We start from the raw sequence: 25,924 nt of genomic DNA, 5'->3' as shown, positions 1-25,924 counted from the left end.
TCGGCAGTGACCCCCCATAGGCGATCTGCGCGGGCCTACCGTCGCGGTAGAGCACTGTGCAATTCCCCCGGGCGCGGCCTGGGAAGTCCAGTTGCTCGGAGTCGAGCGCGGCGTCCCACTCCTCGTAGGTGGGCCGGCCGTGAGGAGCCCACGCTCGCACCTCGTCATCGGTCAGCGGCCGCATGAACGGACCGTCATCGCTGTCCGCGGCCTCGATCATGAGAGGGAAGTCCAACACGGAGCCCGTGCCGCCGGTGAAGATGTACTCCTGCCACGCTGGGTCATGCCACAGTTCCTCGACGGACCGCCCCTCGAAGCCGTGATTGTCCCGTGCCAGCTCGTCTTCCTGCTCCTGCCGGAACGCGGCCGCCAAGTCACGCCGATACGGGCCCGTATGAGTCCATGCATTACCGCCCATCCGCGTCCCCTCTCAATTCGAACTGGATGTTCAAGAGCGGAGCGTAAGAGACGGCACTGACAAGCGCCTTGACGACGGTCGCAAGCTGGAGACCACCTACTGTAAGACGCACGCCGCGGGCCTGGAGGACATCGACCAGACTTTGACGGCGCACCTGTTTCAGGTCGTCCATCTGCTGGCGCGGGCACTGCGGCGCTCCGAGCTGCCGTGTGAGGGAGTGAACGTGTTTCTCGCCGATGGCGAGGTGGCCGATCAGACGGTCTTCCATCTTCACGTGCACGTTTTCCCCCGTACCGCGGACGACCGGTTCCGGTTGGAGGTCAGGCGGCTGGATCGGTCCCGAACAGACCTGGATGACGACGCCGCACGGGTCAGAGATGGCCTTGCGCGCAGCGGATACCGCTACGGACATCCGTGAGGTGTGGTGGGCCGAAGGCCAGATCCTGTACGGCCGAGCTCCGTTCGAGTTCAACCGGCCCCGCATCCTCACCAGCCATGAGATTCATGGGTCAGGGCTGGATGTTCTTCAGGTCCTCCAGAGGCTTGGGTGCGTCTGCCGGGTGTAGGCGCTGGACCAGGGCTGGTCGCTCGCGAAGATCTGGCCTGTCGGCTCCTTACCATTGGCCGTACACTGCCAATTCATAGCAAGCGGGCTGTATTGACGGGGGGAGCCCACCATGTCTGGGGATTTCTACGGGCAGAACAGATTCGTACCGCCCATGCCGTCGAGTCCTCCGCCCGCGCCGCCGGACGCAGGCCGGGCCGTCGCCGTCGCCCTGCTCAACCTCAGCGGTCTGGGCCTGGGTTACGCGCTGATGCGCCGCTGGGTCCTGGCCGCCGTGTGCTGGGCGGCGACCGTCGTCCTGCTGCTGATGGCGCTGCCTGCGGACGCCGACGGCGTGCCCGGGCTCGCGCTCGGCCTGTACGTCGTGTTCCTGGTGCTGACCGCCGTCCACGGCGCCGTCGTCGCACTGCGCACGCGCCTGGCCTGGCCGGGACGGTCGCCGATCGCGATCCTGCTGGGCGTGGCGCTGCTCGCCGTACCGGTGGGCGGGTCCGTGCTGTACGACAACGCCCGCCAGGAGGCCATCGAGCAGGCCCTCCTCGACCGGCTCCAGAAGGCCGACGACCTGGTGACGGCGGCTGGCCGGGACTCGTTCGGCAGCGGCAAGTCCGACTACAGGTCGGCGCTCGAGACCTACCGGAACCTCGCGGTCCACCACTCGGGCTCCCGCGCGGCGGCCGAGGTCCCCGACCGGATGAGGACCTACTACGCGACGGTGGGCGCGGCCTACGGTCACAAGAACTACTGCGACGCCGTCGCACCGCTCGAGTACCTGCGCACGGTGCCCGACACCATGCCCAAGGACGCCATCGGCTCTCTGCGCACATGGCCCGACGACCGGCTCGCCACCTCGCTGTACGAGTGCGGTTCGCAGCGGATGTCCGGTGGCGACTCGGACTGGGTCACGCAGTACGGCAACCTGCTGGACACCTTTCCCGACTCCGAGCCGGCCGCGAAGGTCGCCCCCGCGGTGAGTTCGGCCGTCGACGCCGCCGCCAAGGAGGTACACGGCGACGACCCGTGCGCCGCCGTCTCCCAGCTGCGCGAGCTGAAGACCCAGATCGGCGACCTGTCCGGCAGCGCGGGCGAGCAGTCGAGCGACCTCGACAAGGACGCCGACCGGGCGGGCGCGAAGGCCAACGCCGGTGACTACGACTGCGGCGTCCACCAGTACAAGCACGGCGACTTCGATGAGGCCCAGCAGACCCTCACCGACTTCGCCTCCGCTCACAAGCACGACAAGAACCGGGCCCGCGCCCAGAAGATCGCCATAGCCGCCGAGATCGCCCAGACCACCCCGGCCGCCGGCAAGAAGCTGCCCACCACCGCCTCCGGCGGCGACATCTCGGTGACGGTGAAGAACGACAGCCCCGACGACATCACCGTCCTCTACACCGGCCCCGTCACCGGCAGTTTCACCCTCAAGGCCTGCGGCAGTTGCAAGGCCTACTCCTTCACCGACACCATCACCCCCGGCTTCAAGCCCTGCTCCAGCGGCAAGAGCTACCCCCAGCGCACCATCAGCCTGCCAGCGGGCACCACCTACTTCGTCCACAAGCCCAAGAACCGCACCACCTCGTCGCCCGCCGAGGACACCGCCAAGATCAGCTCCGGCTACATCTACACCGAGTGCTCCTACATCACGCAGAGCCTCGGCAGTGGTCACTGACGGGCCGTTCCCGGCCGGTGGCGCCGAGCGTCACCGGCCGGGGCGAACCGCCGGGTGTGCCATGAGCATGTGGTGCCCTCCTTCATCACGGGCCACGGTGCGATCACGTGCAGATCCGCGAAAATCCAGGGATCGGGGCGCCATGCGTCCGGTGTCCGAGGCCGGCCGTCGAGGTGGTGCTCGCCGGCCGGCCACCGCACCGGCGCTCAGTCCTTGGTCTGCTCCAGTGTGGACTTGGTGTCCGACTTCAGCCAGTCACGGACCTCGCTGAGATCCGGCGGGCTCGTGTCACTGTCGTACGTCGTGCGGTACTCGGTGAACCCCATGGTGTACGTCATCCAGCCGTCCCGGACGGCGAGAGTGGCATAGATGGATCCGCTGGTTGTGCCGCTGGTGGTGTCGTTGCTGACGAGATACGCCTCGTCACCGATGCCCTTGACGATCTCCACGTCGTAACCCGAGTGGCTCTTGCGGTAGTTCTTCCACAGAGCGGTGAACTCCGCCGCCGGATCGGTCTTCTTGTGCAGGTCCATCTGCATGGTGAGATAGGCGTCCCCGTAGCTGGACGGGGTCTTCTTCAGGCTCAGGCTGCAGTAACTCTCGTCCAGCGCGTCGGACTTGAGGGAGTTGCGGAGCGGCGAGGAGTCGTCATCCGGGTACTCGTCCTTGAACGACGAGTAGTCCGCGCCGGTGCACAGGTTCGAGGGGGTGCTGTAGCCGCGCAGGTCGGCGCTGTCGCCCCGGCCGAGGAGGAACACGCCGCCCGCCCATGCGGCGGAGGCGACCACCGCGCCGACGACCGCCCACAGCACGGCCCGCCCGGCGCCGCCACCGCCCCCCGGGGCCGCTGGGACGGGCACGGGGCCGTAGTAGGGCTGCGCGGCATACGGGTTGCCCGGCTGGGGCTGGGGCTGGGCAGGCTGGCCGACCAGGGTGGGCTGGGCGTAGAAGTTCGGCTGGGCCGGTGTGGGCGCGGGAGCCGGCGGCGGGTCGGATCCCGGCGCACCCGGAGCCGCGGGCTGCGGATTCGGGGACTGCGGCTTGGGGTGCGGATACGCGCTCGGGGTCTCCGGCGTCTCCGGGATGCCTGGCTGATCAGATGGCTGCGAAGCCTCGGGTGGCGTGGACATGATGTGAAGATAGTCGGCGATAGGCGTCAAGTCCCATGATATCCAGGATCGTTATGGCCTGGGGACGGCTCTGGTACGGCGCAGAGGGAACCGAACGAAGGAACCGCGTCACTGACTTCCTCGGGTTGTTGTCGGCTGCTGGGTGAGGGGCAGTCTGGTGCCGGCCAGACAGCCGTCGATGAGGTCGGGGTGGAGCTGGATATGGCGTAAGCCTCGGCGGAGGGTGCGTTCGAGGTGCTCGTCGTCGGTGAAAGCGGTGTTGGCCAGTGGCCCGCGCCGTAACAACGACCAAACACCCTCTACCGGATTCAAGTCCGGCGCATAGGTGGGCAGTTGGATGATGGTGAGCCAGTCGTGTGCGGCCGCGGACTCACGCATCCCGGCTGCCCGGTGGGTGTTGAGATTGTCCCAGATCAGCACGATCGGTGCCTGGAGTTGGATGTGAGCACGGACAACCAGGTCGCGGTAGTCGCTCCAGGCGAAGGTGTCGCGTCCCTTGCCCTTGTGCTTGCGGTGGCGGCGCGGAGGGTAGATCAGCCGTGAGGTCTCGCCCGGCTTGTAACAACACATCGCGGCGATCGACCAGCGGCGCCAGGAGCGGCCCCGCACTCGCACCACCGGCGTGTGTCCACGCCGACCCCAGGTACGAGCGCGTGGCGGCGTCATCGAGAACCCGGCCTCGTCCTCGAAGACGATGTACGCGCCCAGCGCCGCCGCAGGAAGGCCCATAAGAGAGAAAACGCGCTGGATCTTCACCTGCAACTCGACTACCGCAAGAAGGTTTCACAGCAGTTCCCAACCCCTCAGCATCGCATCGTCCACGCTAAGAGCGGGATGTACATGGCTGCCACGCGCGTGAGCGATCCGTCCGCCATCGTGGATAACGTCCTCTATTGGGGAACTGCCAACTCAATCGAAGAAGCACGTTATGTCGTGGCAATTCTGAACAGTGACCCCTTCATGGCGCGTGTTCGCCCTCTCCAGTCACGCGGAGAACACAACCCTCGCCACTTCGATAAGTACATTTGGCAAATTCCTGTTCCGCTGTACGATCCAAACAACGTAGATCATCAGGAGCTCGCCCGGCTTTGCGCGGAGGCCGAGAACCTAGTAGCGGCCCTGGACGTCCCACAGGACAAAGAGTTCGAAGACCAGAGAAGGTTCGTGCGAGAAGCGCTTGCGACGACTGAAGTTGGTAGAGACATTAACGCCGTCACGGCCACTATCTTTGAAGCCGCGAGTCGCTGAGGGCAGCACACCGTTCTTGATCAGCGGCTCAGGATGCGGCCCTAGGTGCCGGTCTCAGCTCATGGCCGTCGCCCCGCCAGCTCGACTCGGTCATAGGGACTCCGCCGACCTCGTAAAAGTCGCCTAGTCCATCAGTGCGCCGACGATGCGCCTGTTGGTTGCCGTGCCCTGCTCGTACGTTGGCCGAGTGGAATGGTTGACCTTGATCAGTACGTTGAGCGGCGGCGTGCTCGGTGTGGGCTCGACACTGGTCGTTGAAGCTGTTCGTGCCAAGCGGGAGCGAGGACACCGCCATGCAGAGCTGCAACGCACGGCATGCGTCCGGTACCTCACTGCGCTCACCGAGACCGAGGCCGCGCTCCAGGCGCTCGCGCTAAGTCATTCGACACCCATCGCGAACGCCGACGTGGTCGAGGCCTTTCGCTCACGCCATTTGGTGCCGGCACGATACGAGCTGTTCCTGGTAGCACCACCAAGCGTGTACACCGCTGCGCACGAGGCGTACGACCGGCTGAGAGCTATGCGAGTAGCCATCGCCACGACCAACGTCGTCGTGAGCGACGACTCCGCAGACTGGCACGCCATCCATGTCCCGTACGATGACGCGTTCCGCCGACTTCGTGTCACCATGCGTGAATCGCTGAGCCTCGGGTTCAGGCTCTGACGTGGCTAATCAGCGGCGCGTGGACTGAACGCCTTAGTGCTCAAGGTCTTGACGAGGGCCCCGCAGTTGCGCACCGGAGTAGGGCAGCTTCTCGACTACCACGACAGGCTTCGAGAGCGAGCCGCTGAGGTTCGAGCCGTCCTCTGGGTGGAGTACGAGCCCAGCGAAGCGCGATGGATCGAGCTGTGCCAACGAGTGGGCATCACATTGGCCTGGCCCGGCAAGGAGGATGATGTCCTCACGTAGCCGCACACGCCGCTGGTGCCGGGGAGCTGGCTGGAGCCCGGCGCGCGAGCCCGACGCACGCCAAGCGGCCGCGGTTGTCACTCTTTGTGTGTGGCCCGTACACCTTCGAGGACTTTCACCAGTTGGCTCACCTCATAGTGTTCAAGCGGGATCCGGGGATCACGTTCTGCGAGTCGCGCGACGAGATAGATCACTGCGCCGAGACCATCGCCGTCAGAGGCTCGATAGAGGAGGAGCGCCGCATCCTTGTCTCGGGGAATCTGTCGCGGGAAGTGAGCGATGCCGCGGTCGGAGAGCTTTTGCTCGATCCGTGACACGACACCAGACTTCGCCGAACGAGCGCCAACCATTTCACGCAGCAGGAACACTGTCGTCGACATGTATCCCGGCCCCTCGTACATGATCTTGGCCAAGGCGTCGAACAGTGCCTCTTGCTGCTCCGGGTCGGTCACGGTCATGCAGTTCCCCTTCGAGATCAGAGAGTATGGACTGCTGTTCGGCGTTCCATCCAGCCGTGCGCTAGTCAGAGCTCCAGGAGCAAGTGAAGAGCATCCCGACCAGCCACCGCAGTCGAATGCGTGTCGAAGTCCCAAGTCGACAAGGATCAGTTCTGCCTACGCAGCAGCTCAGGCAGCATGTAACAACCCAATCGCCAGGCGCCTTCTAAACGCTGAGCCAGCACTTGGCTCAATGTCGAACGTGACCGGACCCAGGGGTGCAGTACAGGGAGGTACCGCAACCGACGCGACCGGTCCCAGCCGTCAGCGGCTTGAGGCAACCGTTTGACCAGCCCAGCAGACCTCAGCAACCGTCCCGCCCGTACTTCGCATCACGGGGCCATTTGGCCATGCTCGGCCTCAACCGAGACGGGACCGGCCCCGGAGAATGTCCGTACGGTCAACCTCGGCGAAGGGCGTCACAGGCTTCTACAAACGGTGGCCATGGGCCTAGTGATCGCCTTATGTCGGCTTCAGGGAGCAGTGGCCCGGATCAGGAAGAGGCGGGCGGATCGGCGCAGCAGACGTTCGAGGTCGGCGACCAGGGCGCGAAGGTCGTGGGTCGTGGAGCCGTCGAGAAGGCAAAGGAGTTCGGTTTCCGCGACATCGCCATGGACCTCGGTGTTGCGACGCCGGTAGGCATTTCGGATCAGTTGCTCGATGTGCCGGTCCTCAGTGTCCAGTTCCGGGTCGCCTGTCAGGAGCATCTTTGCGCCGGCGACGAGGTGGTCCTGCTTGTTCCGTGTCTGGGGGAGCCCGGAGTGGTGGATAAACAAGGACTCGGCGGTTATGCACAGGTCGGTCAGGCGGTCCTCGGGCAGGACGCGGCTGCCGGCCGTGACCAGGCGGCGCAGGGCGTTTTGCAGAAACCGCATCCCCAGAATGCGAGGCTCGCTCAAGAGCGCGTATACCTCGTGCAGTTCCTCCACCTTGGCCCGGTCAACGAGGAGGGTGGGGCGCTCCTCGGCCGGATGCTGGACCTCGGTGAGGATGGCGGAGGCGTAGCGGTGAGCGTCGAAGTCCTCCTGGTTCTGCAGACACATTGGACGGCCATAGGTGACCGAGCCGCCGCACACGACGCGCAGGGTGGTGAGCATCCGTCGGGCGGCGTCGTCGAACGGCGAGCGCATCGCGGCATCCGGGTGCTGGTCGCTACCACTGTGCACGGGGAAGTCGCGTTCTAGGACAAGGGCGTTTTGGTGAAACCGCGAGAGGATGAAGGAATTCGTACTACTGAACTGGCCGATGGGGACGCCCATCACCCGCACGGCCTCGGACAGCTCTACATCGCTCATCGGCCGTATGGTCAGCCCGTCCGGAAGAGAGGCGCACGCCAGAGACGGAGAGATGTCGAACCCAAGAAGAGGCACGTACTCGACCAGGCGCACGGTCTCGGTAAGGAGCCCAGCCTCCACAGCAGCATAAGCGGCCTCGAAGGTGTCGCGATCGAAGCGATAGGCACGGATCGCCTCCACCACGGGAGTCAGCAAGTACTGGACTACGACGGCGTCGAGTTGGCGGTGAACGAGGGTGGAGGGGAACCCGACCAAGGTATCCAGCCGAGTGCGGAGCACGTCGTGGTCCTCAACGACCGCGCGCAGGGCCTGGTACTCGGGGAGGCTGCGCCACCAGTCACTGGAGGAGAACTCGATCGGGTGCTGCCACAGTTCATGCTCGTGGCCCAGAAAGACCTCCTGTTGGGAGCGCTTCCAGGAGTGATAGTCCCGCTGAAGGACAAAGCGCGGTTCGACTCCCCTTTCCGCCAGCGCGGCAAGTACAGCGGTAACGAGGTTAGCGGCGGCACTGTGCAGGGGCTCGTAAGCAGCGGGCATCGGAAGCCTCTCAGGCAGGAACATGCTGGGGAACAGGGCCCGCCGTCAGGCGAACAGGCAAGCATGCCAGAGCCAGTCGGCACCGCGCCGGCCTTTTCTCAGTAAGTCGTCAGGTCCCGTGGACTATCTGTGGACGGCCCCCAGCGGACCGAGCATCTGCGGGTTCCTGACCAGCGGCGTTGTCTGGGAAGCAAGCGCTCTCCGGAGCCGTTGCAGGGTCCGGCAAAAGTCGTGGCAGCTCCGAACGTAGGACAAGCACTATGAGCGCATGACAGATGAGTACGATCTGGACGGGCTCCCCGACGGCGTAGTGCACATGGGACTTTTTCTTGAGGCTGCATCTAACTGGCCCGAGAGCGCCTGGTACGGGCGCTCCATGGCCCTTCTGCACTTTGGCACGTTCCGCGTTGACCGCTTCCCGGTCGAGGAGACCTTTGGGAACGAGCTCGCTGCCGCTGCGGCACTGGCTCGTAGCTATGCCCAGCTAAGGGCCGCTTGGGTCGTCGCAAGCCACGGCTTTCTTGCGGAGATGCGCAACTTGGTACGTTCCGTATATGAATCTGCTGGCCTGGCAAGGGTGTTGGCCAAGGATCCCAAGATCGCTGATCAATGGCTGCGCGACGGCAAGTGGTTTCCTGACACGCGTGTACGCCAGTGGCTCAGCGACGTGCGAGGAGACTCCGTTGAGGAGGTCGACAAGTACAGGAACTTCTATACAGAGGCTTCGGCTTGGGCACACCCGACGGCTCAGTCCTGCATGGGGCAGTTCACGGTAGAGGAGGATCATTACGTCCTGAACTCAGCCATCACGTTTGAGCAAGAGGCCTGTCAGCAAGCCGTCGGCCTGCTGGCGCCCACTGCGCTGCTCGCGTGCTTCGCCTTCCGTAACGCGGTAGTCGACGAGCGGGCCATCGATCCGGCTTGGCGCAAGGATCTGTATGACCTCGCCCGCGAGATGTCCGGCGAGCCGATGCCCCACCTCGAGAGGGACTGGGACGCTGAACATGCTCACTACGACGCCGTCATGGCGAACCTACGCGATCGGCGTTACCTGAAGGGCCAGTTGCGTACCCACCCCAGGGCATACAACAACCTCAAGCCTCAAGAGTCGGACTAGATCCCGGGCGGCACCCGGTGAGTGTCTAATTGCGTGACAACGCCCACGAACAGCCGCGGACGAGCGCGAACGCCTGCGGACAATGAGCGCAGGTCGAAGGCTCACCAGCCCAAGGCAGCACCCCCACCCAAGTTGCTTCGGGACGAAGAGGTCGTGGGTTCAAATCCCGCCACCCCGAAGGAGAAGCACCGGCTCAGGGCAGTGGGGCAGCTGGTCTACGAAGTGGGCTGACTCTCCAGCAGTGTTTCCACTGTCAGAGTTCCTGCCAGCGTGCCCGTCAGCCATTCCGCGAGGTTCATTCCCTGCGGCCAACACTCGCCCTCGTGGTTACACCACATGGCACCCGCAGGATCGCGGAAGTCGACCAGCGACCAGCTAGTGCAGCCCCAATCGTAGACCAGCACCAGGCCGGCCGGGATGCGGCCGGACGGATCCGGCCCGTCCTGGTACAGCTCGGCGATGTCCGCGAAGTTGCCCTGTGCGGCCCCACCGCTCACGCCCAGGATTCCTTCGTTCGGGCCGAATCCCCCGTTGGCGACCTCGACGTACAAGCGCCGTAGGAGAGGAGGCAACGGGAACCCGATGGCCTGTTCCGCGGCGGCGACAGCCTCCGGTGTTGCCGTCGGTGGCAACGTCTTCGCCCGCGCTACGATCCGCAACGCCTCGACAACCTCGTCATCAGTCACGAGGCTCAGACTCTCAGCCGCAGTGGTCGGACGTGCCACATGTGTGCCAGATCCTGCGGAGAATCACGGGGAACAGCGGGGAACAAGTCGGCGACCGCCTGCGCACCGTTCAAGGTCCGCCGCAGGTCAGCGGAGCAAGCGCCACCAAAGGCCCCAAGCTTCCCAAGCTAAGGTCCTGCGGACCGTAAGTTCGAAGCCTCAACCTGCAGCCACGGACGAACACCGCCCCGACGAGCAATCGCAAAGGTGCCCTGCCCCGCCCTTCGAGGAGGGAGCTGGGGCAGGCCGCGGTGAAGTAGCTACTCCTCACCCATGTGCTTCAGCTCGTCCCTCAGCTCGTCCAGCGTCCGGCCGTCAGGCAGGTGCCAGAGAGTCCAGCCATTGATGAAGTTCCCGGTGACTGCCCCGGCGGCTTTGGACGGCGACGGAAACGGCGAGGAGTGACCATCAACGATCAACTGCCCGTCGGCGGTGACCACTGCACGGCCCTTCCGGTTCACACGAGGTTGATGAAACGTCAGAACGGTACCGGGCTCCAGCAGGCCCGCCTTTATGATGCCGGCCAGCGGCCCGCGGGGAACGACAGGAACGGGAGCAGCCGCACTGTCACCACCTCCCAGCGTGAGAGTGACATGGACTGTGTCATCCGCTCCAGCTTTGCCCAGGTGGGCAAAGATGTCGGACTCGAAGTGAATGCTGAGCGTGGGCATACGTCCTCCTCGGACGGAACGGCTCCCCCCAGGAGCTTCCCCTTAAGTTCTCTCATGGTTTCAGCACTTAAGGAGAAGTTCAAGGGGGCGGCGGGACAGCGTCCTAGGCCCCGCGCCGTAGAGGGGCGTGAGACATCACGTGAGTAGCTGCAGGCTTCGGGAACCAGGTGACTGACCTTCGCACCGTCTCAGTTTCCGTCTCGTTCAGCCCCGTTCGCGGTCGTTCACAGAAGGCCGCACGTCGGCCTCGCCTCACAGGCCGACCGCCCATGAACGCAGGTGAACGCCCATGCACACATCCCAACGCCCCACCACCACAGTTGGAAAGCGTGTTGGCCCCTCGGCTGGGAGAGCCTCAGCGACTTGTCGCCGGACCCCAGCGTTCCGCCCTACCCCGCGCCAGTCGATCCACGGCGCCCTCGCGACCTCGGCAGGATCGATCTCCGGGCCGGCTCGGCGGAGGAACTCGGCGGCGTTGGCTACGTTGTGGGCCAGGCCGAGGATCTCGCCGTACACGCGCACACGCCGGCCAGACGGTGTTGGGCGCAACGTCTACGAGACCCGCGCGGCGAGCGTCGTACGGATCACAGTGCGGATTCGCCGCGGCATACGGGAAGGGACGGCTTTGGCTTTCTCAGCCATTAGGGACACTTTCCGGCACGTTGGCCGCTACCCTCTTGGTCGCGCTTCAACGGATCGTGCATGTCAACTCGCCTGGGCGGGACAGTTGTTTGCAGGAAGAGGCACTTTGACCCAGCCCGTGCCACCATACTCAAGCGAGGCGACCCGGCTGTTGTGCGTGGGCGTCTATGCCGACGACGCCTACCGCGATGCGGTACTCGACGAGCTGTATGCGCACGACCAACGAGTGATCGCCCCCTCGCTCGGCTTCGACGCCGCGCGGGTCCTGGCCCATGCCCTGCGCGCGTGGCGTATCGGTCTGGCGTGGGCCGCACTGGTGCTGGCCGTGTGGCTGGTCGGGTTCTTCCTCACTGACCTGCTGGTCCTGGCGCTGCTCCCGGGGTGTGCCCTGCTCGCCGCCCGCAGCCGCAGGGGTCGGGGCTCGGTGCTGCGCTGGACCGGCAGAGTCACGTTCGGCGCCGGGCTCTGGCTCGTTCTGTACGTGGCGTTCTTCGGCCCTGCGCAGGCCTCCTACAGCCCGAACGGGTACGGCGACGAATCGCCCGTCCTGCCCTGGGATGCCATGCACGGCTGGATCGCTGTGGGCTGCCTGGTGGTGACGGCCTACTGTGTCGCGCTGCGGCAGTGGCACCTCGACCGGGTGCTGCGCCGGGACCTCGCTCCGGAATCGTTCGCCGACCTGGCGCGCGATCCGGCGGAACACGTTGTCTCCCCCCGTCTGCAGTGGATCCGCGAGCGCATAGGGCGGGAGCAGCACTCGCCTCTGATCCTGTACGACATGGCTGACCCGTTCCGGGGGATGGGCACTCTCCGGGAGGCGTGGACGCTCACGGTGGAGTTGCGGCCCGCTTCGGGCGCCCGCTCGGCGGCGCAGCTCGATCCCGAAGAACCGGTCGGCAATGCCTGGCTGCTCGATCACATCAAATCCCAGCTGGCGGCCCTGCGCTATCCGGCTGCGCAAGGTTCGTCCAAGGCTGCGGGATTGCGTCTCGACCGGCTGCGTCAGGTGGAGATCGACGAGTGCGTGTTCCTTCCGCTGGAGGGGCTGAGCAGCCGGGATCAGGTACCGCATAGCCCCGGCGCCTTCGAGGAGCATCGGCGCGCGGCCGTGGAGGAGAGCGGCGAGGCGCGCCGCCACTTCCTGCGGGTTCGGGTCGGCGCTTGGCGGGAGGAGGTCGTCACGACCGTGTTCGTCCGGGCGCACACGCAGGGTGGGATGGTCACGCTGGAGGTCGTTTCCTGTGTGCTCAACCCGGTTCGGTCCGAATTCCGCGAGGCAGACCGGGCCGCTCGTCTCCCCGGGCATGCCGTCCTGGCGGGTAGGACCGGCCGGGCGCTTACGAGGACACCGGCCATAGCCGGTTCCGCCCTGGTCGACGTCGGGCGGACGGTCGCCTGGTTCCTGCGGGTGGCTGTGAACGGAGGAGGAAGGCGGCCGATCCAGGGACCTGCCGTCTCCGTCCGGGAACTCGGGACCGAGCGCCAGGCCTCGATGTTCCAGGAGTTGGACGCCAGCCGGTACATCGGGACCATCCGGGAGCGCGTTGTGAACGCGGTGCGGATCGCGCTCCTCGAACGTGATTGGGACACCTCCGAACTCGATGCGCGGGCCTTGCTGCTGCGCGGTGACGGCGTCCTCGTCGAGCGGTCCTCCGTGCCCGTACGCGATGTTGCCGTGGGACACGGTGACCTTCCGCCGAGGAGTCGGGCATGAGTGGGAGTGCGGCGCCATGGGACGCCGAGCTGCAGGGATGGCGCGTCAGCCGCGGTCCCGGCGGGCAGCCGGCACCGCCCCGGCGGTTCCGTCGGGGCCGGAAGAACCTGTCGTTGTGGCGGCGTGCGCGTGGCTTTGGAACGGTCGGCGGGGACGCGGCCGTGCCCTGGGACACGCTGCGTCAGAGATGGGCGCACGACGAAGGCAGCGGGGCACGGGCGGAATCGGCATATGCCGCGTCCGGCTACCGATTGGGTGCTCTGCTGCGGCGCACGGCGGTCCCGCTGTGCGCGCTAACCGTGTCGGCTCTCTTGGCCGTGCTCGGCCACTGGTGGGCGGGGTGTGTGGTCCTGGTGTGGGCCGCGCTGGTCGTCAGGGGGGTACGCGCGGTGCGGCGCGCAGCGGCCGATGAGCGAGCGGCCGACATGGAAAGTGCTGCGTTGCCGACGATACGTCCGACGAATCCACGACCTGTGTCTCCCGTTCGGGCCTTCGTCCAGGGAATCGCACAGGTCCTGGCGTTTCCCGCCCTCTTTGCTCCCGGCAGTGCACTGAGTGAGTCTGGGTCCAGGGGCCAGACCGGCCCTGACGGGTCCGCGCCTGAGCCCTCGCAGGAGCGCAGTCGACGCTACGTCGTAGAGGCGCTGCTGCGTGCCCATGCGGAGCTCGGCTTGCGGCTACCGGGGGAGCCCGCTGCTCGGGACGGAGCCGGGAATACGGGGGGCGCGCCATGACGAGTACGAGCCCCGATCCGTCGACCCCGCAGGCCAGTGAGGGCGGCGCAGAAGTGCGGCCACCCGCCGCTGCGTCCTGGGAACTGCCTTCTGCCTCGGACATTGAGAAGTACGAGGCGATGCTCGGCGGCGGCGCCGCGGAACGTGCCCTCTCACTCGTTGAGAAGCGGTTCGCCCTGGAGGTCGAGGATCAGTACGAGCGTCGGCTCGACGCCGAGCACCGGCGACGTCTCGACATGATCAACGTCCGTTTCCGCATCGCCGGCGTGGTGGTCGGCGCCAGCGGATTCGCTGGATGCCTGTGGATCGCCAAGGACTTCGTGGATCGCGGCGCCACGTCACAAGCAGCAGGCCTGCTCGGCGGTATGGCCGCGGCACTCAGTGCGATCTTTCTGGGAACCCGGTCTCGGACACCGCGCTGACCTTTGGCGCCCGTTCGGTCCTCCCGTTGTGGCCTGCTGCTGAGTCACGCGCGACTCCCTGTTCCGTACCGAAGACAGGTAGCGCCACAAGCGCTCCAGACCGAGCGGGGAACAATGGGGCACCACGGTGAATTGAGCCAGGCCCCGACATCCCGATTCGACTGTTCGCCCAGGTCAGTGCCCCAACCAGCCCCAAATGCCCGCAGCTTCGCAAGCTGATGTCAGTTGTCCTACCGTTCGTCCGGGCTGCGGCGCTGGGGCGCCGGTCCCGGCCGAGCGGCAGGACAACCAACCGCCGAGGCACAGTTCAAGCCGCAGGCGCATCCCGAGGAGGGAGCAGAGGCATGCTTGCCGTCGTGTCTCCTGACTCTGCGTTCAGACCGGCCGCAATCAGACTCGCCAGTAGCTCAGCCGCCTCAGGACGAACAGCCCCGAGCTGCACCAACCCGTCACCGAAGACATTGACGTCGGCAACCAGGCCGGGGAAGTCCGAGTCCAGCCCGAGCAACACAAGCTGATCAGCCAGAGCGCCGGCGCTTCGTCGTGCACGGTTCCAGCCGCGCACGTAGGGGACGCCCGGCGACAGGTTCTCCGCTCGTTTGGCCACTACTCCGCGCCGGTCGGTCATGATGTCAGGCCCTTCCCTGGTGTTCTTCGGCGACGGTCGGTTCGTCACCGTTGTCGTTGCGGTCTCGGCCGTAGCCGCTCGCGAGTGCCAGGCGCAGGAGTTCTGCGACGCGCTCGGCCGTGGCGGGGGACACCCGGCCCAGCTCGACGAGGCCGTGTCCGAAGGCGTTCAAGTCGGCGCGCAGGTACGGGAAGTTCTTCTCCAGGCCGGCGCGAACGAGGACGTCTCTCAGTGCAGTGGTCGCGTTTCGGGCCGCGTACCAGCCGTCGCTGTCGAGGGGCGACCAGGCGGCAGTGTCGCGCCCGTCGGTCGACTCATTCGGCATCCGTGCTCGACTCCTCGGGAAGCACGGCGACCGCCGCGTACGGCGTCGGGTACTGCTCGTCGAAGCGGTCGATCCTTGCCAGGAGTTCCGCGGAAGCGACCAGCGCAGTGGCCAGGGCGACGGGTCGCAGCGGATTGGCTTCCGGTCGACGCGTAGGCGCGCGGAGCCACTGATAGCGGTCATCGGCCAGCGGGATGGGGCCCGGCACGACGACGGCACAGTCCTTGCTCAGGTACCGGTACGGCGGCGGCGAGGACGTTTCGCGTTCGAGGTACTGCGTGAAGGTCTCGCGGCTCTGCGAGGAGAGGAAGAATCCGACTCGCTGTGCCTTGCGGTCGACGACCGTCGGTCCGAACGGCATCGCACTTCGCAGGAGGCGATCGAACATCTCCATCCCGAGGCGCTGTTCCACGCTCAGCACGTCGAAGTAGCGGCCGGTCGGCAGCAGGCAGGGCATGCGGGGATCGTCCGCCCACACCTGCCGGCACTCAACGGGGTTGTCGGCTGCCGCCGACAGCCATTCCATGCCGCTCCTGGTCATCCTCTGCACGCCATCTCACCTCGATCGGAACTGGGTTGCGGCCGCAATGCGGCCCTGTGTCCAGGCTCGGGGGCACCACCCTGGCCAGGGCAGATGACGAGAGGTGACGGGGGATGACGGGTCAGGCGTGGACGCGTCATCCCCCGTCACCGATCAACAACCCTCGATCTACGGTTACTTGCAGCGCGCGGCAAAGAACTGCGCGTACATTCGATCGTGAAGCCAAAGAGTCGTGCGCCCCAGATGTCGCACCCGTGCTCAGGCGGGGAGGGAACGGTCACGTCTTCGCTGGAGCCGATCAGCGTTCGCTTACGGCAAGCCCGTACCGGCCGAGGCTGGAGTCAGCCGAGATTGGTCCGCGAGTTGCGTCAGGTTGCACTCCGCCGCGGTCACCAACTACCTGCGGATGCCAGCGTGAAGCGTCGTATCGCCAGTTGGGAGAACGGCCACAGCGCGCCAGACGACTTCTACGGTCCGTTGCTGTGCGAGGTGTACGACCTCAGTGCCGCTGAACTGGGGCTGAACCACGAGGGCGAGCGGGACACCGGGCTCCTGGATGCCAGCTATCCGGCGAGTCCCGAAGGCGCGATCGATACGGTTGGTCAGCTGTGGCGCGCTGATCTCAACCGGTACGAGCCCCTGCTGCAGGCCGAGCCCTCCGAGCCCGCGTGGAACGAAGCCTCGCTTCGCTGGTTGGTCGCACCCGAACCGGCCGTTCCTCGGCAGTGTCGAGACGGGGTACGCGTCGGTTTCGGAGATGTCGCCGCCGTCAAGACCACGGCGGACATGTTCGCCGAGTTAGACGACCGGTTCGGAGGCGACCACGCTCGGCACGCAGCCGTGCAGTACCTCAGCACCGAAGTGACGCCGCTCCTACGCGGGCAGTACACCGAGCAAGTGGGGCGAGCCCTGTTTTCCACCGTGGCAGAGACGACCCTTCTGGCAGGTTGGATGTCTTACGACGCATGCCGCCACGGCCTGGCACAGCGGTACTTCCTCCAGGCCCTCCGGTTGGCCCAGGACGCAAACGACCGTCGGCTCGCCGGAAGCATCCTGTCCGCCATGAGCCATCAGGCGACGTTCCTCGGTCGCTACACGCAGGCCGCGACGCTCGCCCGCGCGGCGCTCATGGGCATCTCCCCCGTGGCCACGCCGACACTGCGCGCGCAGTTCCACGCCATGGAGGCCCGCGCACTTGCCCGCACCGGCGACGTGCGAGCATGCGAAGCCGCTCTGACTGCAGCCACGAGGGCGCTGGAGAGCCGGAACAGCGACGACGAGCCCGAATGGATCAGCTACTTCGACGAAGCTGAACTCGCTGCCGAGGCCGCCCACTGCTTCCGCGACGTCAACAGCGCCCGAAAGGCCGTCGCCCACGCGGATGCCATGAGCGGCAGCCACGTACGGAGCGACTTCTTCGCGACCATGGTCCTGGCAGACGCCCACCTACGAGCAGGCGACGTCGAGGAGGCCTGCCGTGTCGCCCTCGATGCGCTCGACCTGGGTGAGCAGCTCAAGTCGGCTCGCTGCATCAGCTACCTTGCCGAGTTCCGGCAGAACCTTGCAGGTGTCGGCAGCAACAGGGACGTCCAGATCTTCACCGATCAGGTCAGAGACCACAGATTGTGGCTCGCCACTGGCGGTCAGGCGGATTCCTGACGCGCAAACGTCTCGGTCAGAACGGGCCCCATTCGTCTCGGCCCTCACCAGTACGAAGGGACCCCACTCGCCGAGCGAACTCGGCGGCAGCCCGGTTGCTGCTCGTAACCTGGTGACCAAGCCAAGCCACCATCATCAGTTCGCGCAGGTCTGCGAGGGTCTCATACCCGGGCCAGTTCATCAGGTCGAAGCCGTACCGGTGCACGAACTCTGCGTACTCCGCCTTGCTGTGCCACGCATACCGCTCGTAGAACATGGCTGTCTGGACTAGGTCCCACTCGCGTGGTGCCAGTGCGAAGCCGTCCAAGTCGATGAGCACTGCGTGTCCGTCCCGGTGACGGAGGATGTTCCCGATACTGGCATCGCCGTGGATCATGCCGAAGGGAAGGACGAAGTCCAGCCGGTCGTAGTCCTTACCGAGGCTCGATGCTCGCTCCTCCAGGAACGTTCGATCCTCCGCCGAGATGCCGTCCAGCCCTTCGAGGGACGCCGCCACTTTGGCCAATGGGTCAAAGTACGGCAGGTGCAGAGACTCGGGTTCTTCAAGCCAGTGCAAGCGGCGGAGGAGATCCGCGAGCTCCCCGACCGACCCGTACTCCTCGTTCTCCTGGACGCTCTCCCAGAACGTCACCACCAGGCCGCCGACGACGAGCGGTTGGGTGACCGACGCCGGCACGCGCATGGCCGGGAAGTCCTGCGTCTCAAGCCACCGGGCCACGCTCACGGCCCGCTCCATCTCGGCGAGCATCGTTCGATCACGCGCGATGCGGACAATGACCGGTAAGGACGCCAGGCGGTAGACCGCGTTCGAACCCAGCCTCAGCAACTCGGCCCCGCGGGAGTCGAGTTCGACCGTCGCGCATGCTTCCCGAAGAACAGGGTCCAGGCCTTCCGCCGTGAACTCCGCGCCGCCGTCCGGTCCCTCGCTGCTGCCCGAGATCATGCTTCGACGATACGGGCCGCACTGACAGGCCAACAGGCCCCCCACGTAATAGGGGCGTAATGATCTTCGTCAGCAGGGACCGCGACCGCTCCTCCCCCGCAGGTCAGCGCCCCAAAAGCGTAACGGTCTCCCCTGGCCTCCGGAGCCGTGTGCGCAGGTTCGAATCCTGCCGGGGGCACCCCTTATCAGGTGCCCAAAGACCCCGTCATCAGCGGCTTCGCTGAGAACGGGGTCTTCGCGTATCTGCGGTCATATGCAGGCGGATGCCGCCGGAAGCAGCGGTTTGCCAGTGATCACGTTGTCATGGCGTGTTGATCTTGAGGGATCTCGCGCCAGGTCAGCAGCTGTGCCGCAGCCCTCTGACAGTCACGGCGTGGACCGAGGGCGCACCGGTCATGCAACTCGGATCACGCGTTGTCGCCGGGGTGGAGGACCGCCTCCGCAATCTCGCGCACGCGGTCGTACGTCATACCGGTCCGCTGATCGACTGCCAGGGGATGATCGGTGGGTTCCAGCTCGATGAAGGGACGCTGCCCGATGGGACGGGTGTGAGCGTTCGTCTTCAGGTTGAGTGAGCTGGGCGAATACAGACTCAACTCAGTGGTCAGCCAGCCGAAGTACGGTTTCTCAGCTTCACGCCCGAGTGTGTTCCACATAACCAGGGCTCGGGCGAAGCTGTCCCGGCTCAGGGACACCCAGACGCCCCAGGAGAAGGAGTCTTCCCTGCCGACCACCGGTATCTCGATCAGGCCTTTGATGATGCGTGTCGAAGCCACCGAACGTCCGAACTCTCCGCCCGGAAACGGCCAGGTCAGGCCCGCCCATCCGGTGGTCCGCTCAAGCGCCTTCTAAGCGCCTGGCCGCAACGCCGACGTCGGTGGGTGTGAGTGTCTAACTGCGTGACAACGCCGATGTAACAGGCGAACAAGCACGGACGCCTGCGGACCGTCGGTGCAGGTGAGCAACACACCAGCCCAAGGCCGAGCGTCCGCCCAAGTTGCTTCGGGACGAAGAGGTCCTGTGTGACGGGTATCCGAGGCAAACGGACCCGTGTCACCCGGCGCTTCAGTAGCCTGAAGGAGTGATCACTGAGCCGTCGGAGTCATCGGCACAACTCGGACTACTCGACCTAACGGTCGACCTCTCCGTCCCGCAGGTGTACTCCGGTACGGACTTCACCGTCTACTTACACGTCAAGAACCCCTTCGCGGTGCCCGTCTGGATCGATGCGGTGGAGCTGAGCCTGCCGACCCAGCTGTTTTGGCGCGTACCCGAGCCACCAGAGGACGGGGACCCTGACGCCCTGCCCACGGCGGAGGCGGATGCCCTGCGGGAGGCCATCCAGGGGAGGGTAGCCCGCCGAAACGCACTGCTTCAGGACCGGAAAGGCCTCGATCCCACCGACCATGACGCACGGCAGCGTATCGACGAGGAAATCTGGGAGCTACGGGACGAGAACGAGCGTGACTTGCAGCGGCTGCGTGGCGGTACCGGGCAACTTCACCTGGACGCCTCCGGCGAGTCGATCGTCAATCTCCGCGGTAGTGCCCAACAAATGCACATCACGGCTCGTGGTGAATCAACCGTCAACGTCTATGACCCGCTCGCGAAGGATCGCGAACGGGTCCCGCTGGTGGGCTCACTGCCCCCCGGTGCGGCACTAGAACCCGGCTGCACTGACGTCTGGACCATCCGTCTCGGCACCGGCCGCAGCCCGTTCTTCATCCCGGCCAGCTACCGTCTGCAACTCACCGTCATCTATGGGCTAACACCGGCTCCCGGCAAAATGGGCCTAGACGCGTTGCCGAATGGGCAGGGCAACGAACCCGCCCGCCGACGGATCTTCTCCAACACCACCTCTCTCACAGTGCCCCTCAAGGCTGCTCTGTGGAACGTCATGGCCGGTGGCGCCTTCGGCGGTGCGGTGGGAAGCGCCGGCCGGTCGCTCCAGGACGCCGGCAGCCTGAGCCCCCTGTTCCACCACCATCTCGGAACGGCCATTGGTTCACTCGTACTCGCTGTCATCCTCAGCACCGCCGCGATCGTCTTCGCAGCACGGAAGTCCGAGGCGCAGTCCTTCATCACCGTGGAGGACTTCTGGGGCGGGGTCCTGATCGGCTTCCTGATCGGCTACTCAGGAACAGCTGCGTTCACAGAGCTCACCGGTGTCAGCAGCTAGGACCTCGATCATCTGCGCATGCCACCGCCCCATCACCACAGTTGGAAAGTGTGTTGGTCAACCGCTGGACCCCTGTCAACGGTGCCTCAGCCGCCCGTGTCGGACCGGCAAGCCGTCAAGCGTCGGTCCGCTCGCGCAGACTCGCCCGCCGCACGTCGACGCACAGGCCGTCGGCGTCGGCAACACGGCAATGGTCGTCACCGACCGCAAGCACCACCACCCGCGTCCCCGCCGGTAGCTGACCGTCGGGGACACGACCACGCTGGGGACCGTCGAAGTGGAAGGGCTCATCGACCACCAACTCGTGGGTGAAGCGGTCGGGCGCGGGCCGGACAATGTTGCTTTCAGGGACCAACGCCTCGTTGCCGAGGACAAACACCTCAGGACGAAGGAACACTCCCGGCTCTGGCCGCGCGTCCCGCTCGTCTCCGGGACGATGGTCCCTGTCCATCACGGCACCGGCGTCTCGGCGCCCGGGACCTGCAGACTCTCGGGAGGCAGAGCGACCGGAATGACTGGCAGCATCATGCCGACATCGATCGGTGCGGCGTGAGCCACGAGCGCACCCCGCGCGGCCAGTGCGTGCAGGTCCGGCAACTGGTACGGCTCAGCGGCCTCAAGGTCCACCTCGTAGCCTAGGTCGCCGAGGCTCGCCACCGTCATGCGGCTCATGGGGTTGCCCGGGCCTGCAATGAACGGGGACATCAACTCGTTGCCGAAGACGGTCTCCCGCCAGTGCGAATCCGCCGTTCCGGGACCGCCGAGGTTCTGGACCGGTACCGGCTGCAGTGTGCCCTCGCCGCGCAGCGCACGGTACTCGTCCATGGCGGCGCGCCCGAGGAAGGTCGGATTCGAGGTGCCAGCGTCTGCAAGCAGGCCCTTGTCGTTCCAGACGCTGCCAATGCCCAGCACATGGCCCATCTCGTGTGTGATGACGTCGTTCAGCGTGCCATCCTGCTCCATCTGATCCAGGTCGGCCGTGTCGAACGACATGATGCCCTTGGCGGGGAGAAAGGCTGCGTTGCCGGCCGACGGGGGCCGGACGTGGGTGGGGCCCGCCTGTCCCAGGATCCCGCCTGGGCCGTCGATCGGGCGCCCCTGAGCAAGGATCAGGAGATCGTCGATGACCTCGCCGTCGATCACCACAGAAGGCAGGTCGCCCACGATGACGCGCACCCAGCGGTCGGCGGCTGCAGTGAATGCCTTCTCCTGGCTACTGCTCAGTCCGCCGAGGAAGCGGACCACGATCTTGAACGGCGATGTTGTGGCGGCGAGCGCTTCGGCTCGACGACTGTCGGCCACTGCCACGTGGATGTGATTGTTGTTCGTGGCCACAACTAACCCTCCGATTCAGGAGATGATGGGTTCTATTTACCCTAAGCGGGTGAAAGTCCAGGCGCTCGTCGCTCTCTTGGGTCGCACATCTGACGCAATCCAGGTCCAGGGGCGCTGCATCGCGGCGGCGCAACGGGCCAGCCTTAACCGTCCGCGTCTACCCCTTGTGGGGAACGATGCGTTGGCCTGCGACGTCGACTCTGTGCTTCCCGGTCGCCAGCTCACGTACGAGTTCTTCGTTTACTTCCGCCTCTAGCACAGATTCCCCCTTGCCACTCAGTACCGTGACCTGTGCGTCGGGTGCGGGACGTGCTACTGACACAATGCGGCCGACCTCGTCGTGCACGATCGTGACTTTCACTGTTGACATGATTGCCCTCCGCCTTCCGGACATGCACGTTTACAGAGAACCGACTTGCGCGAGAACGTGCACGTCACACGAGTTAAATGGCGCATTGTTTCGTATGTAGAATTTGTAAGCTTTCGTGCCGTCTACATGCTGGAACGACTCGCCTTGCGTGAGCGTCGCGTGCCCCACTGGATTGGGTACACCATCACCCGGGAAGACGATGATGCTGTACACGACTGATTGGTTGGAATTCCAGCCGTGATTGAACCATTCGAAGGAGCCGTTGGCAGCTACGGTGGCCCACCCTATGTCGACTACTGACATTTTCCCCAACCTCTCCTAGAGATCTGTCGGTTGACCCTCAAAAGCGTCCAAGGTCTTGCACCTTCCGGAAGCGTCTGCCCGGCATCACGCATCTTGGGGTCCATTGCACACTCGCGTGGGCGGCCGTGATACACCCACCCTCGGAGGGCGTCCACAATGCCTTCCTCAATGGTTACTCCGGAGGCGAGGTTGCGCCACTTGGGGGACTTCCGACTTGATTGAAATCTGGAATAGCTCCCCTTCTTTCGACCTTGATCCCCGCAATCATGTAGCACCGCCCCTGACAGATCAGTCCCCGAACGAACAGCCACTGGTGATAGCAGCGGGCGATCTGGATCTTTGAGCACACCACGTGACAAGTAAAGTACCCGTGGGACTTGGTCCTTGAGGGCACGGAGAGCCTTTTTGTGGATTGACCCGCACCGTGGGCGGTCCTGTGCCGGTTCCGGGGTCAAGCCGTGCGCTTGCGGGATGCCGTCTTCTTGGCCGGTGTTTTCTTTGCGGTGGTCTTCTTTGCCGTCGTCTTCTTTGTGCCCTGTGTCGACTTTGCTGTCGATTTCTTCGTCGACGTCGATGCGGTGGTTTTCTTGGCGGCCGTCTTCCTCGCCGTCGATGTCGACTTCTTGCCCGTGGTCTGTTTTGGGGTCGTGCGGGCCGACTTGCGGGCGGGGAGGCGTTTGACCTCTGCTTTCTCCTCCGTGGCCGGCGTCTCCTCGCCGCGCGACTCCTTGGCCGCCTTCACGCTCTTCTCCAGGGCCGCCATGAGGTCCAGGACCTTGCCGCCCCTGGCCGGTTCCGGTGACTCCGGTGGTGCCTCGCCGGCCGCTTTCGCGGCGACGACCTCCTCCAGGGCCTCGCGGTACTCGTCGTGCAGTTCGTCGAGGTCGATCTCGCCCAGGGTGTCCATCAGGGCGTCTGCCAGGTCGAGTTCCTTGTCGTTGACGTTGACGTTCGTGTCGGGGGCGACGCCCTCGGGGGCGCGGACCTCGTCGGGCCACAGCAGTCCGTGCATGGCGATGGCGTCGTCCACCACCCGCAGCATGCCCAGCCGCTCCCGCCCCCTCAGCGCGTACTTCGCGATCGCCACCTTGTTGCTGCGCTTCAGGGCCTCGCGGAGAAGCGTGTACGGCTTGGCGGCCGGGGCGCCTCCTGCTGCCAAGTAGTACGCGGCGTCCATCTGGAGCGGGTCGATGCGGTCCGCCGGCACGAAGGCCACGATCTCGATCGTCTTCGCCGTGGGAAGCGGCAGGTGGGACAGGTCCTCGTCCGTGATCGGGATGATCGTGCCGTCCGCGTCCTCGTAGCCCTTGCCGATCTCCGCGCCGCTCACCTCCTTCTCCTCCAGTTCGCAGACCTTCCGGTAGCGGATGCGGCCGCCGTCCTCAAGGTGGATCTGACGGAAGGAGATCGAGTGGCTCTCGGTGGCGTTCACCAGCTTGATCGGGATGCTGACCAGGCCGAACGAGATGGCGCCGTTCCATATGGATCGCACGTGCAGCACCCTTCCGGTTTGGTTTGCACCGTTTCGTTAAGCTTCGTGGAGTTTGCGTGAGATTCTCATCGTATGACGCCGATCACAGAGGTGGAGGGGAGACGGCTCGCGCTCAGCAACCTGGAGAAGGTGCTGTATGCCGGGAGCGGGTTCACCAAGGCTGAGGTGCTGCATTACTACGCCACCACCGCCGACGTCCTGCTGCCCCACCTGCGGGATCGGCCCGTGTCGTTTCTGCGGTATCCCGACGGGCACGACGGGCAGGTCTTCTTCACCAAGAACGTGCCTCCTGGTACGCCCGACTGGGTCACCACCGCGGAGGTGCCGCGGGTGGAGGGGCCGGCGCGCATGGTGCTCGTACAGGATCTGGCGAGTCTGATGTGGGCGGCCAATCTCGTCACCGAGTTCCACACGCCCCAGTGGGTCGTCGGGGACCCCGGGGCCGCCGACCGCATCGTCCTCGATCTCGACCCCGGTTCGCCCGCGACCGTCGTGGACTGCTGCGAGGTCGCGCTGTGGCTGCGGGAGCGGCTCGCGCAGGACGGGATCGACGCCTGCGCCAAGACCTCCGGGTCCAAGGGCCTGCATCTGCTCGCCGCCGTGCGGCCGACCCCGTCCGACCAGGTCAGCGAGTACGCCAAGGGGCTGGCCGTGGAGGCCGAGCGGGCCATGCCGCGGCTCGTCCTGCATCGGATGACGCGGAGTCTGCGGCCCGGGAAGGTGTTCGTCGACTGGAGTCAGAACGCCGCCCGGAAGACGACCGCCACTCCCTACACGCTACGGGCCCGTAGCGAGCCCACCGTGTCCGCACCGGTGACCTGGAGCGAGGTCGAGGAGTGCGGGTCGCCCACCCAACTGACCTTTCTGGCAACCGACATCGCGCCCCGCGTGCAGGACTACGGCGACCTGCTGGCACCGCTGCTCGATCCGGACGGCGCGGGATCGCTGCCCTGAGCCGTACCGGCGGACGGAGTGGCGGGTGGCGGGCCGGCGGGGCGCCCTCTCAAGGAACAGCCGGTCCCCTGTCGGGCCGCCTCACACCCGTGTCCACGTCTGCCGGTCCCGTGCCATCGCGTGCAGGGCCTCCACGTCCGCCGGCTTGAGGACGCCGCCGAGGCGGGCCAGGTTCCCGAGCTCCGTGTCCTTCAGGACGCGGACCTCTCGGAGCGGGGCCGGGATGGAGACGTCCGCGGGCTCCGCGAGGGCCAGGACCGGGTGGACCTCGGCCGTCAGGGCGTACGAGGCCCGGTCGGCGTCGGCGCGGACGCGGCGCAGGAGGGACTGGGGTTCGCGGCGGCCCAGGGTGACCATGGGGTCCACGACCGTCACCCGCTGCTTGCGGGCGTAGAAGCTGTGGACGGCGAAGAGGCCACCGGGGCCGATCGCCAGGTGGTGGACTCGGTCGCCGCCGGGCAGCGGGATGGAGTGCAGGACGTGCCAGCCCGCGCCTTCGAGGCGGTCCAGGGCGTCGCCGATCGCCTGTTCGGCGGCCAGGGAGCGGCGGCGCGGGTCCGGACGCAGACGGTGGTTCGGCCCGGGATCCCGGTCGAGGGCGATGAGCAGCGCCTCGCCGGGGCGGTTGGGCGCCAGGTCGTCGTCCGGGTGAAGGGAGAGCCTGGCCAGCTCGGCCGGGGTCGGGACCGGCGGCGGGCCGACCGCGACCGGGCCGGTGAGGAAGGGGCCCAGGGCCTGCAGCACCGGTTCCCTCTCGTCCTCGCTGAGCAGGTTGACCCGGGCGGCCTCACGGTCGTACCAGGCGATGTTCCGCCCGTCCGGGTGGCAGACGTAGAGCCGTTCCTGGCCGTGCCGCCAGGACGGTATGACACGCAGTCCGGTCATGCACCATCACCCCTTG

The 25,924-nt window shown here is 66.0% G+C and carries 23 protein-coding genes and 2 pseudogenes; 10 read left to right on the top strand and 15 right to left on the bottom strand.

Annotated features, from left to right (window positions below; translation table 11 throughout):
- The first annotated feature begins 560 nt into the window (after positions 1 to 560).
- Positions 561 to 836 carry an HIT family protein gene (locus ACYUED_RS30265; protein WP_491287108.1) on the top strand — a complete coding sequence of 92 codons (276 nt, stop codon included), beginning with the start codon at positions 561 to 563 and terminating at the stop codon, positions 834 to 836.
- Positions 837 to 1,095: 259 nt separating this feature from the next.
- Positions 1,096 to 2,652: a hypothetical protein gene (locus tag ACYUED_RS30260; protein WP_491287106.1), complete on the top strand. Its 1,557-nt coding sequence runs from the start codon at positions 1,096 to 1,098 to the stop codon at positions 2,650 to 2,652.
- A gap of 206 nt (positions 2,653 to 2,858) precedes the next feature.
- Here the strand turns inward: ACYUED_RS30260 and ACYUED_RS30255 are convergent, their stop codons facing one another.
- The gene (locus ACYUED_RS30255) at positions 2,859 to 3,782 is read right to left on the bottom strand and encodes a hypothetical protein (protein ID WP_491287104.1); all 924 of its coding nucleotides are present in this window, start codon (positions 3,780 to 3,782) and stop codon (positions 2,859 to 2,861) included.
- Between the two features lie 108 nt (positions 3,783 to 3,890).
- Positions 3,891 to 4,508, bottom strand: a pseudogene (locus ACYUED_RS30250) (IS630 family transposase); the annotation flags it as partial.
- Between ACYUED_RS30250 and ACYUED_RS30245 the strand changes: the two are divergent.
- Together ACYUED_RS30245 and ACYUED_RS30240 are read left to right on the top strand one after the other, a co-directional pair.
- Entirely contained in the window at positions 4,407 to 5,030 is a 624-nt protein-coding gene (locus ACYUED_RS30245) for a hypothetical protein (protein WP_491294842.1), read from the top strand. The pseudogene ACYUED_RS30250 and the gene ACYUED_RS30245 overlap by 102 nt on opposite strands.
- A gap of 187 nt (positions 5,031 to 5,217) precedes the next feature.
- Positions 5,218 to 5,694 (top strand): hypothetical protein, encoded by a 477-nt coding sequence (locus ACYUED_RS30240; protein ID WP_491287102.1) that lies wholly within the window; start codon positions 5,218 to 5,220, stop codon positions 5,692 to 5,694.
- Positions 5,695 to 6,017: 323 nt separating this feature from the next.
- On the opposite strand, the gene ACYUED_RS30235 is transcribed toward ACYUED_RS30240, so the two are convergent.
- On the bottom strand, positions 6,018 to 6,398 hold the full coding sequence (locus ACYUED_RS30235) for a hypothetical protein (protein ID WP_491287099.1): 381 nt from the start codon (positions 6,396 to 6,398) through the stop codon (positions 6,018 to 6,020).
- Between the two features lie 512 nt (positions 6,399 to 6,910).
- Positions 6,911 to 8,269, bottom strand: coding sequence for a hypothetical protein (locus ACYUED_RS30230; protein ID WP_491287097.1), 1,359 nt, complete (start codon positions 8,267 to 8,269; stop codon positions 6,911 to 6,913).
- Between the two features lie 268 nt (positions 8,270 to 8,537).
- On the opposite strand from ACYUED_RS30230, the gene ACYUED_RS30225 reads away from it, so the two are divergent.
- Complete coding sequence (locus ACYUED_RS30225) at positions 8,538 to 9,386, top strand: hypothetical protein (protein WP_491287092.1); 849 nt, start codon at positions 8,538 to 8,540, stop codon at positions 9,384 to 9,386.
- Positions 9,387 to 9,601: 215 nt separating this feature from the next.
- Here the strand turns inward: ACYUED_RS30225 and ACYUED_RS30220 are convergent, their stop codons facing one another.
- The 3 genes and pseudogenes from ACYUED_RS30220 to ACYUED_RS30210 all read right to left on the bottom strand — a co-directional run bounded on the left by ACYUED_RS30220 (position 9,602) and on the right by ACYUED_RS30210 (position 11,331).
- On the bottom strand, positions 9,602 to 10,072 hold the full coding sequence (locus ACYUED_RS30220; RefSeq protein WP_491287090.1) for an SMI1/KNR4 family protein: 471 nt from the start codon (positions 10,070 to 10,072) through the stop codon (positions 9,602 to 9,604).
- 299 nt (positions 10,073 to 10,371) lie between these two features.
- A complete protein-coding gene (locus ACYUED_RS30215) occupies positions 10,372 to 10,782 on the bottom strand; it encodes a DUF4357 domain-containing protein (RefSeq protein WP_491287088.1) in 411 nt (136 codons plus the stop codon).
- A 355-nt stretch (positions 10,783 to 11,137) separates the two neighbouring features.
- Positions 11,138 to 11,331, bottom strand: a pseudogene (locus tag ACYUED_RS30210) (hypothetical protein).
- Between the two features lie 199 nt (positions 11,332 to 11,530).
- Here ACYUED_RS30210 and ACYUED_RS30205 point away from each other — a divergent pair.
- Both ACYUED_RS30205 and ACYUED_RS30200 read left to right on the top strand, forming a co-directional pair.
- Positions 11,531 to 13,138, top strand: coding sequence for an AbeC-like domain-containing protein (locus tag ACYUED_RS30205; RefSeq protein ID WP_491287086.1), 1,608 nt, complete (start codon positions 11,531 to 11,533; stop codon positions 13,136 to 13,138).
- A 730-nt stretch (positions 13,139 to 13,868) separates the two neighbouring features.
- A complete protein-coding gene (locus ACYUED_RS30200; protein ID WP_491287084.1) occupies positions 13,869 to 14,294 on the top strand; it encodes a hypothetical protein in 426 nt (141 codons plus the stop codon).
- A 632-nt stretch (positions 14,295 to 14,926) separates the two neighbouring features.
- Here the strand turns inward: ACYUED_RS30200 and ACYUED_RS30195 are convergent.
- A complete protein-coding gene (locus ACYUED_RS30195; RefSeq protein WP_491287082.1) occupies positions 14,927 to 15,247 on the bottom strand; it encodes a hypothetical protein in 321 nt (106 codons plus the stop codon).
- On the bottom strand, positions 15,237 to 15,797 hold the full coding sequence (locus ACYUED_RS30190) for a bifunctional DNA primase/polymerase (protein ID WP_491287080.1): 561 nt from the start codon (positions 15,795 to 15,797) through the stop codon (positions 15,237 to 15,239). Before ACYUED_RS30190 ends, ACYUED_RS30195 begins: the two co-directional genes overlap by 11 nt.
- Positions 15,798 to 16,031: 234 nt before the next feature.
- On the opposite strand from ACYUED_RS30190, the gene ACYUED_RS30185 reads away from it, so the two are divergent.
- Positions 16,032 to 17,447, top strand: coding sequence for an NsdA family TPR-like regulatory protein (locus ACYUED_RS30185; protein ID WP_491294500.1), 1,416 nt, complete (start codon positions 16,032 to 16,034; stop codon positions 17,445 to 17,447).
- A gap of 16 nt (positions 17,448 to 17,463) precedes the next feature.
- On the opposite strand, the gene ACYUED_RS30180 is transcribed toward ACYUED_RS30185, so the two are convergent.
- Positions 17,464 to 18,390, bottom strand: coding sequence for a phosphotransferase family protein (locus ACYUED_RS30180; RefSeq protein ID WP_491287078.1), 927 nt, complete (start codon positions 18,388 to 18,390; stop codon positions 17,464 to 17,466).
- Positions 18,391 to 18,797: 407 nt separating this feature from the next.
- Entirely contained in the window at positions 18,798 to 19,166 is a 369-nt protein-coding gene (locus ACYUED_RS30175; protein WP_491287074.1) for a DUF2199 domain-containing protein, read from the bottom strand.
- Positions 19,167 to 19,471: 305 nt separating this feature from the next.
- Between ACYUED_RS30175 and ACYUED_RS30170 the strand changes: the two genes are divergently transcribed.
- Complete coding sequence (locus tag ACYUED_RS30170) at positions 19,472 to 20,569, top strand: hypothetical protein (protein ID WP_491287072.1); 1,098 nt, start codon at positions 19,472 to 19,474, stop codon at positions 20,567 to 20,569.
- Between the two features lie 115 nt (positions 20,570 to 20,684).
- Here ACYUED_RS30170 and ACYUED_RS30165 read toward each other — a convergent pair whose 3' ends face one another.
- From ACYUED_RS30165 to ku, 3 genes are all read right to left on the bottom strand, one after another.
- A complete protein-coding gene (locus tag ACYUED_RS30165) occupies positions 20,685 to 21,023 on the bottom strand; it encodes a hypothetical protein (RefSeq protein WP_491287069.1) in 339 nt (112 codons plus the stop codon).
- Positions 21,020 to 21,904 carry a leishmanolysin-related zinc metalloendopeptidase gene (locus ACYUED_RS30160; RefSeq protein WP_491287067.1) on the bottom strand — a complete coding sequence of 295 codons (885 nt, stop codon included), beginning with the start codon at positions 21,902 to 21,904 and terminating at the stop codon, positions 21,020 to 21,022. The genes ACYUED_RS30165 and ACYUED_RS30160 overlap by 4 nt, the downstream gene beginning before the upstream one ends.
- 1,124 nt (positions 21,905 to 23,028) lie before the next feature.
- Positions 23,029 to 24,069: a non-homologous end joining protein Ku gene (ku, locus tag ACYUED_RS30155; RefSeq protein WP_491287065.1), complete on the bottom strand. Its 1,041-nt coding sequence runs from the start codon at positions 24,067 to 24,069 to the stop codon at positions 23,029 to 23,031.
- A 72-nt stretch (positions 24,070 to 24,141) separates the two neighbouring features.
- On the opposite strand from ku, the gene ligD reads away from it, so the two are divergent.
- Positions 24,142 to 25,023, top strand: a complete 882-nt coding sequence (ligD, locus tag ACYUED_RS30150) for a non-homologous end-joining DNA ligase (protein ID WP_491287061.1) — start codon at positions 24,142 to 24,144, stop codon at positions 25,021 to 25,023.
- 81 nt (positions 25,024 to 25,104) lie between these two features.
- On the opposite strand, the gene ACYUED_RS30145 is transcribed toward ligD, so the two are convergent.
- Positions 25,105 to 25,908: a nuclease-related domain-containing protein gene (locus ACYUED_RS30145; protein WP_491287059.1), complete on the bottom strand. Its 804-nt coding sequence runs from the start codon at positions 25,906 to 25,908 to the stop codon at positions 25,105 to 25,107.
- Positions 25,909 to 25,924 lie beyond the last annotated feature (16 nt).

The sequence above is a fragment of the Streptomyces sp. DF42 genome, from assembly GCF_058267695.1.
This window is presented reverse-complemented; position numbering and strand designations above follow the sequence as displayed.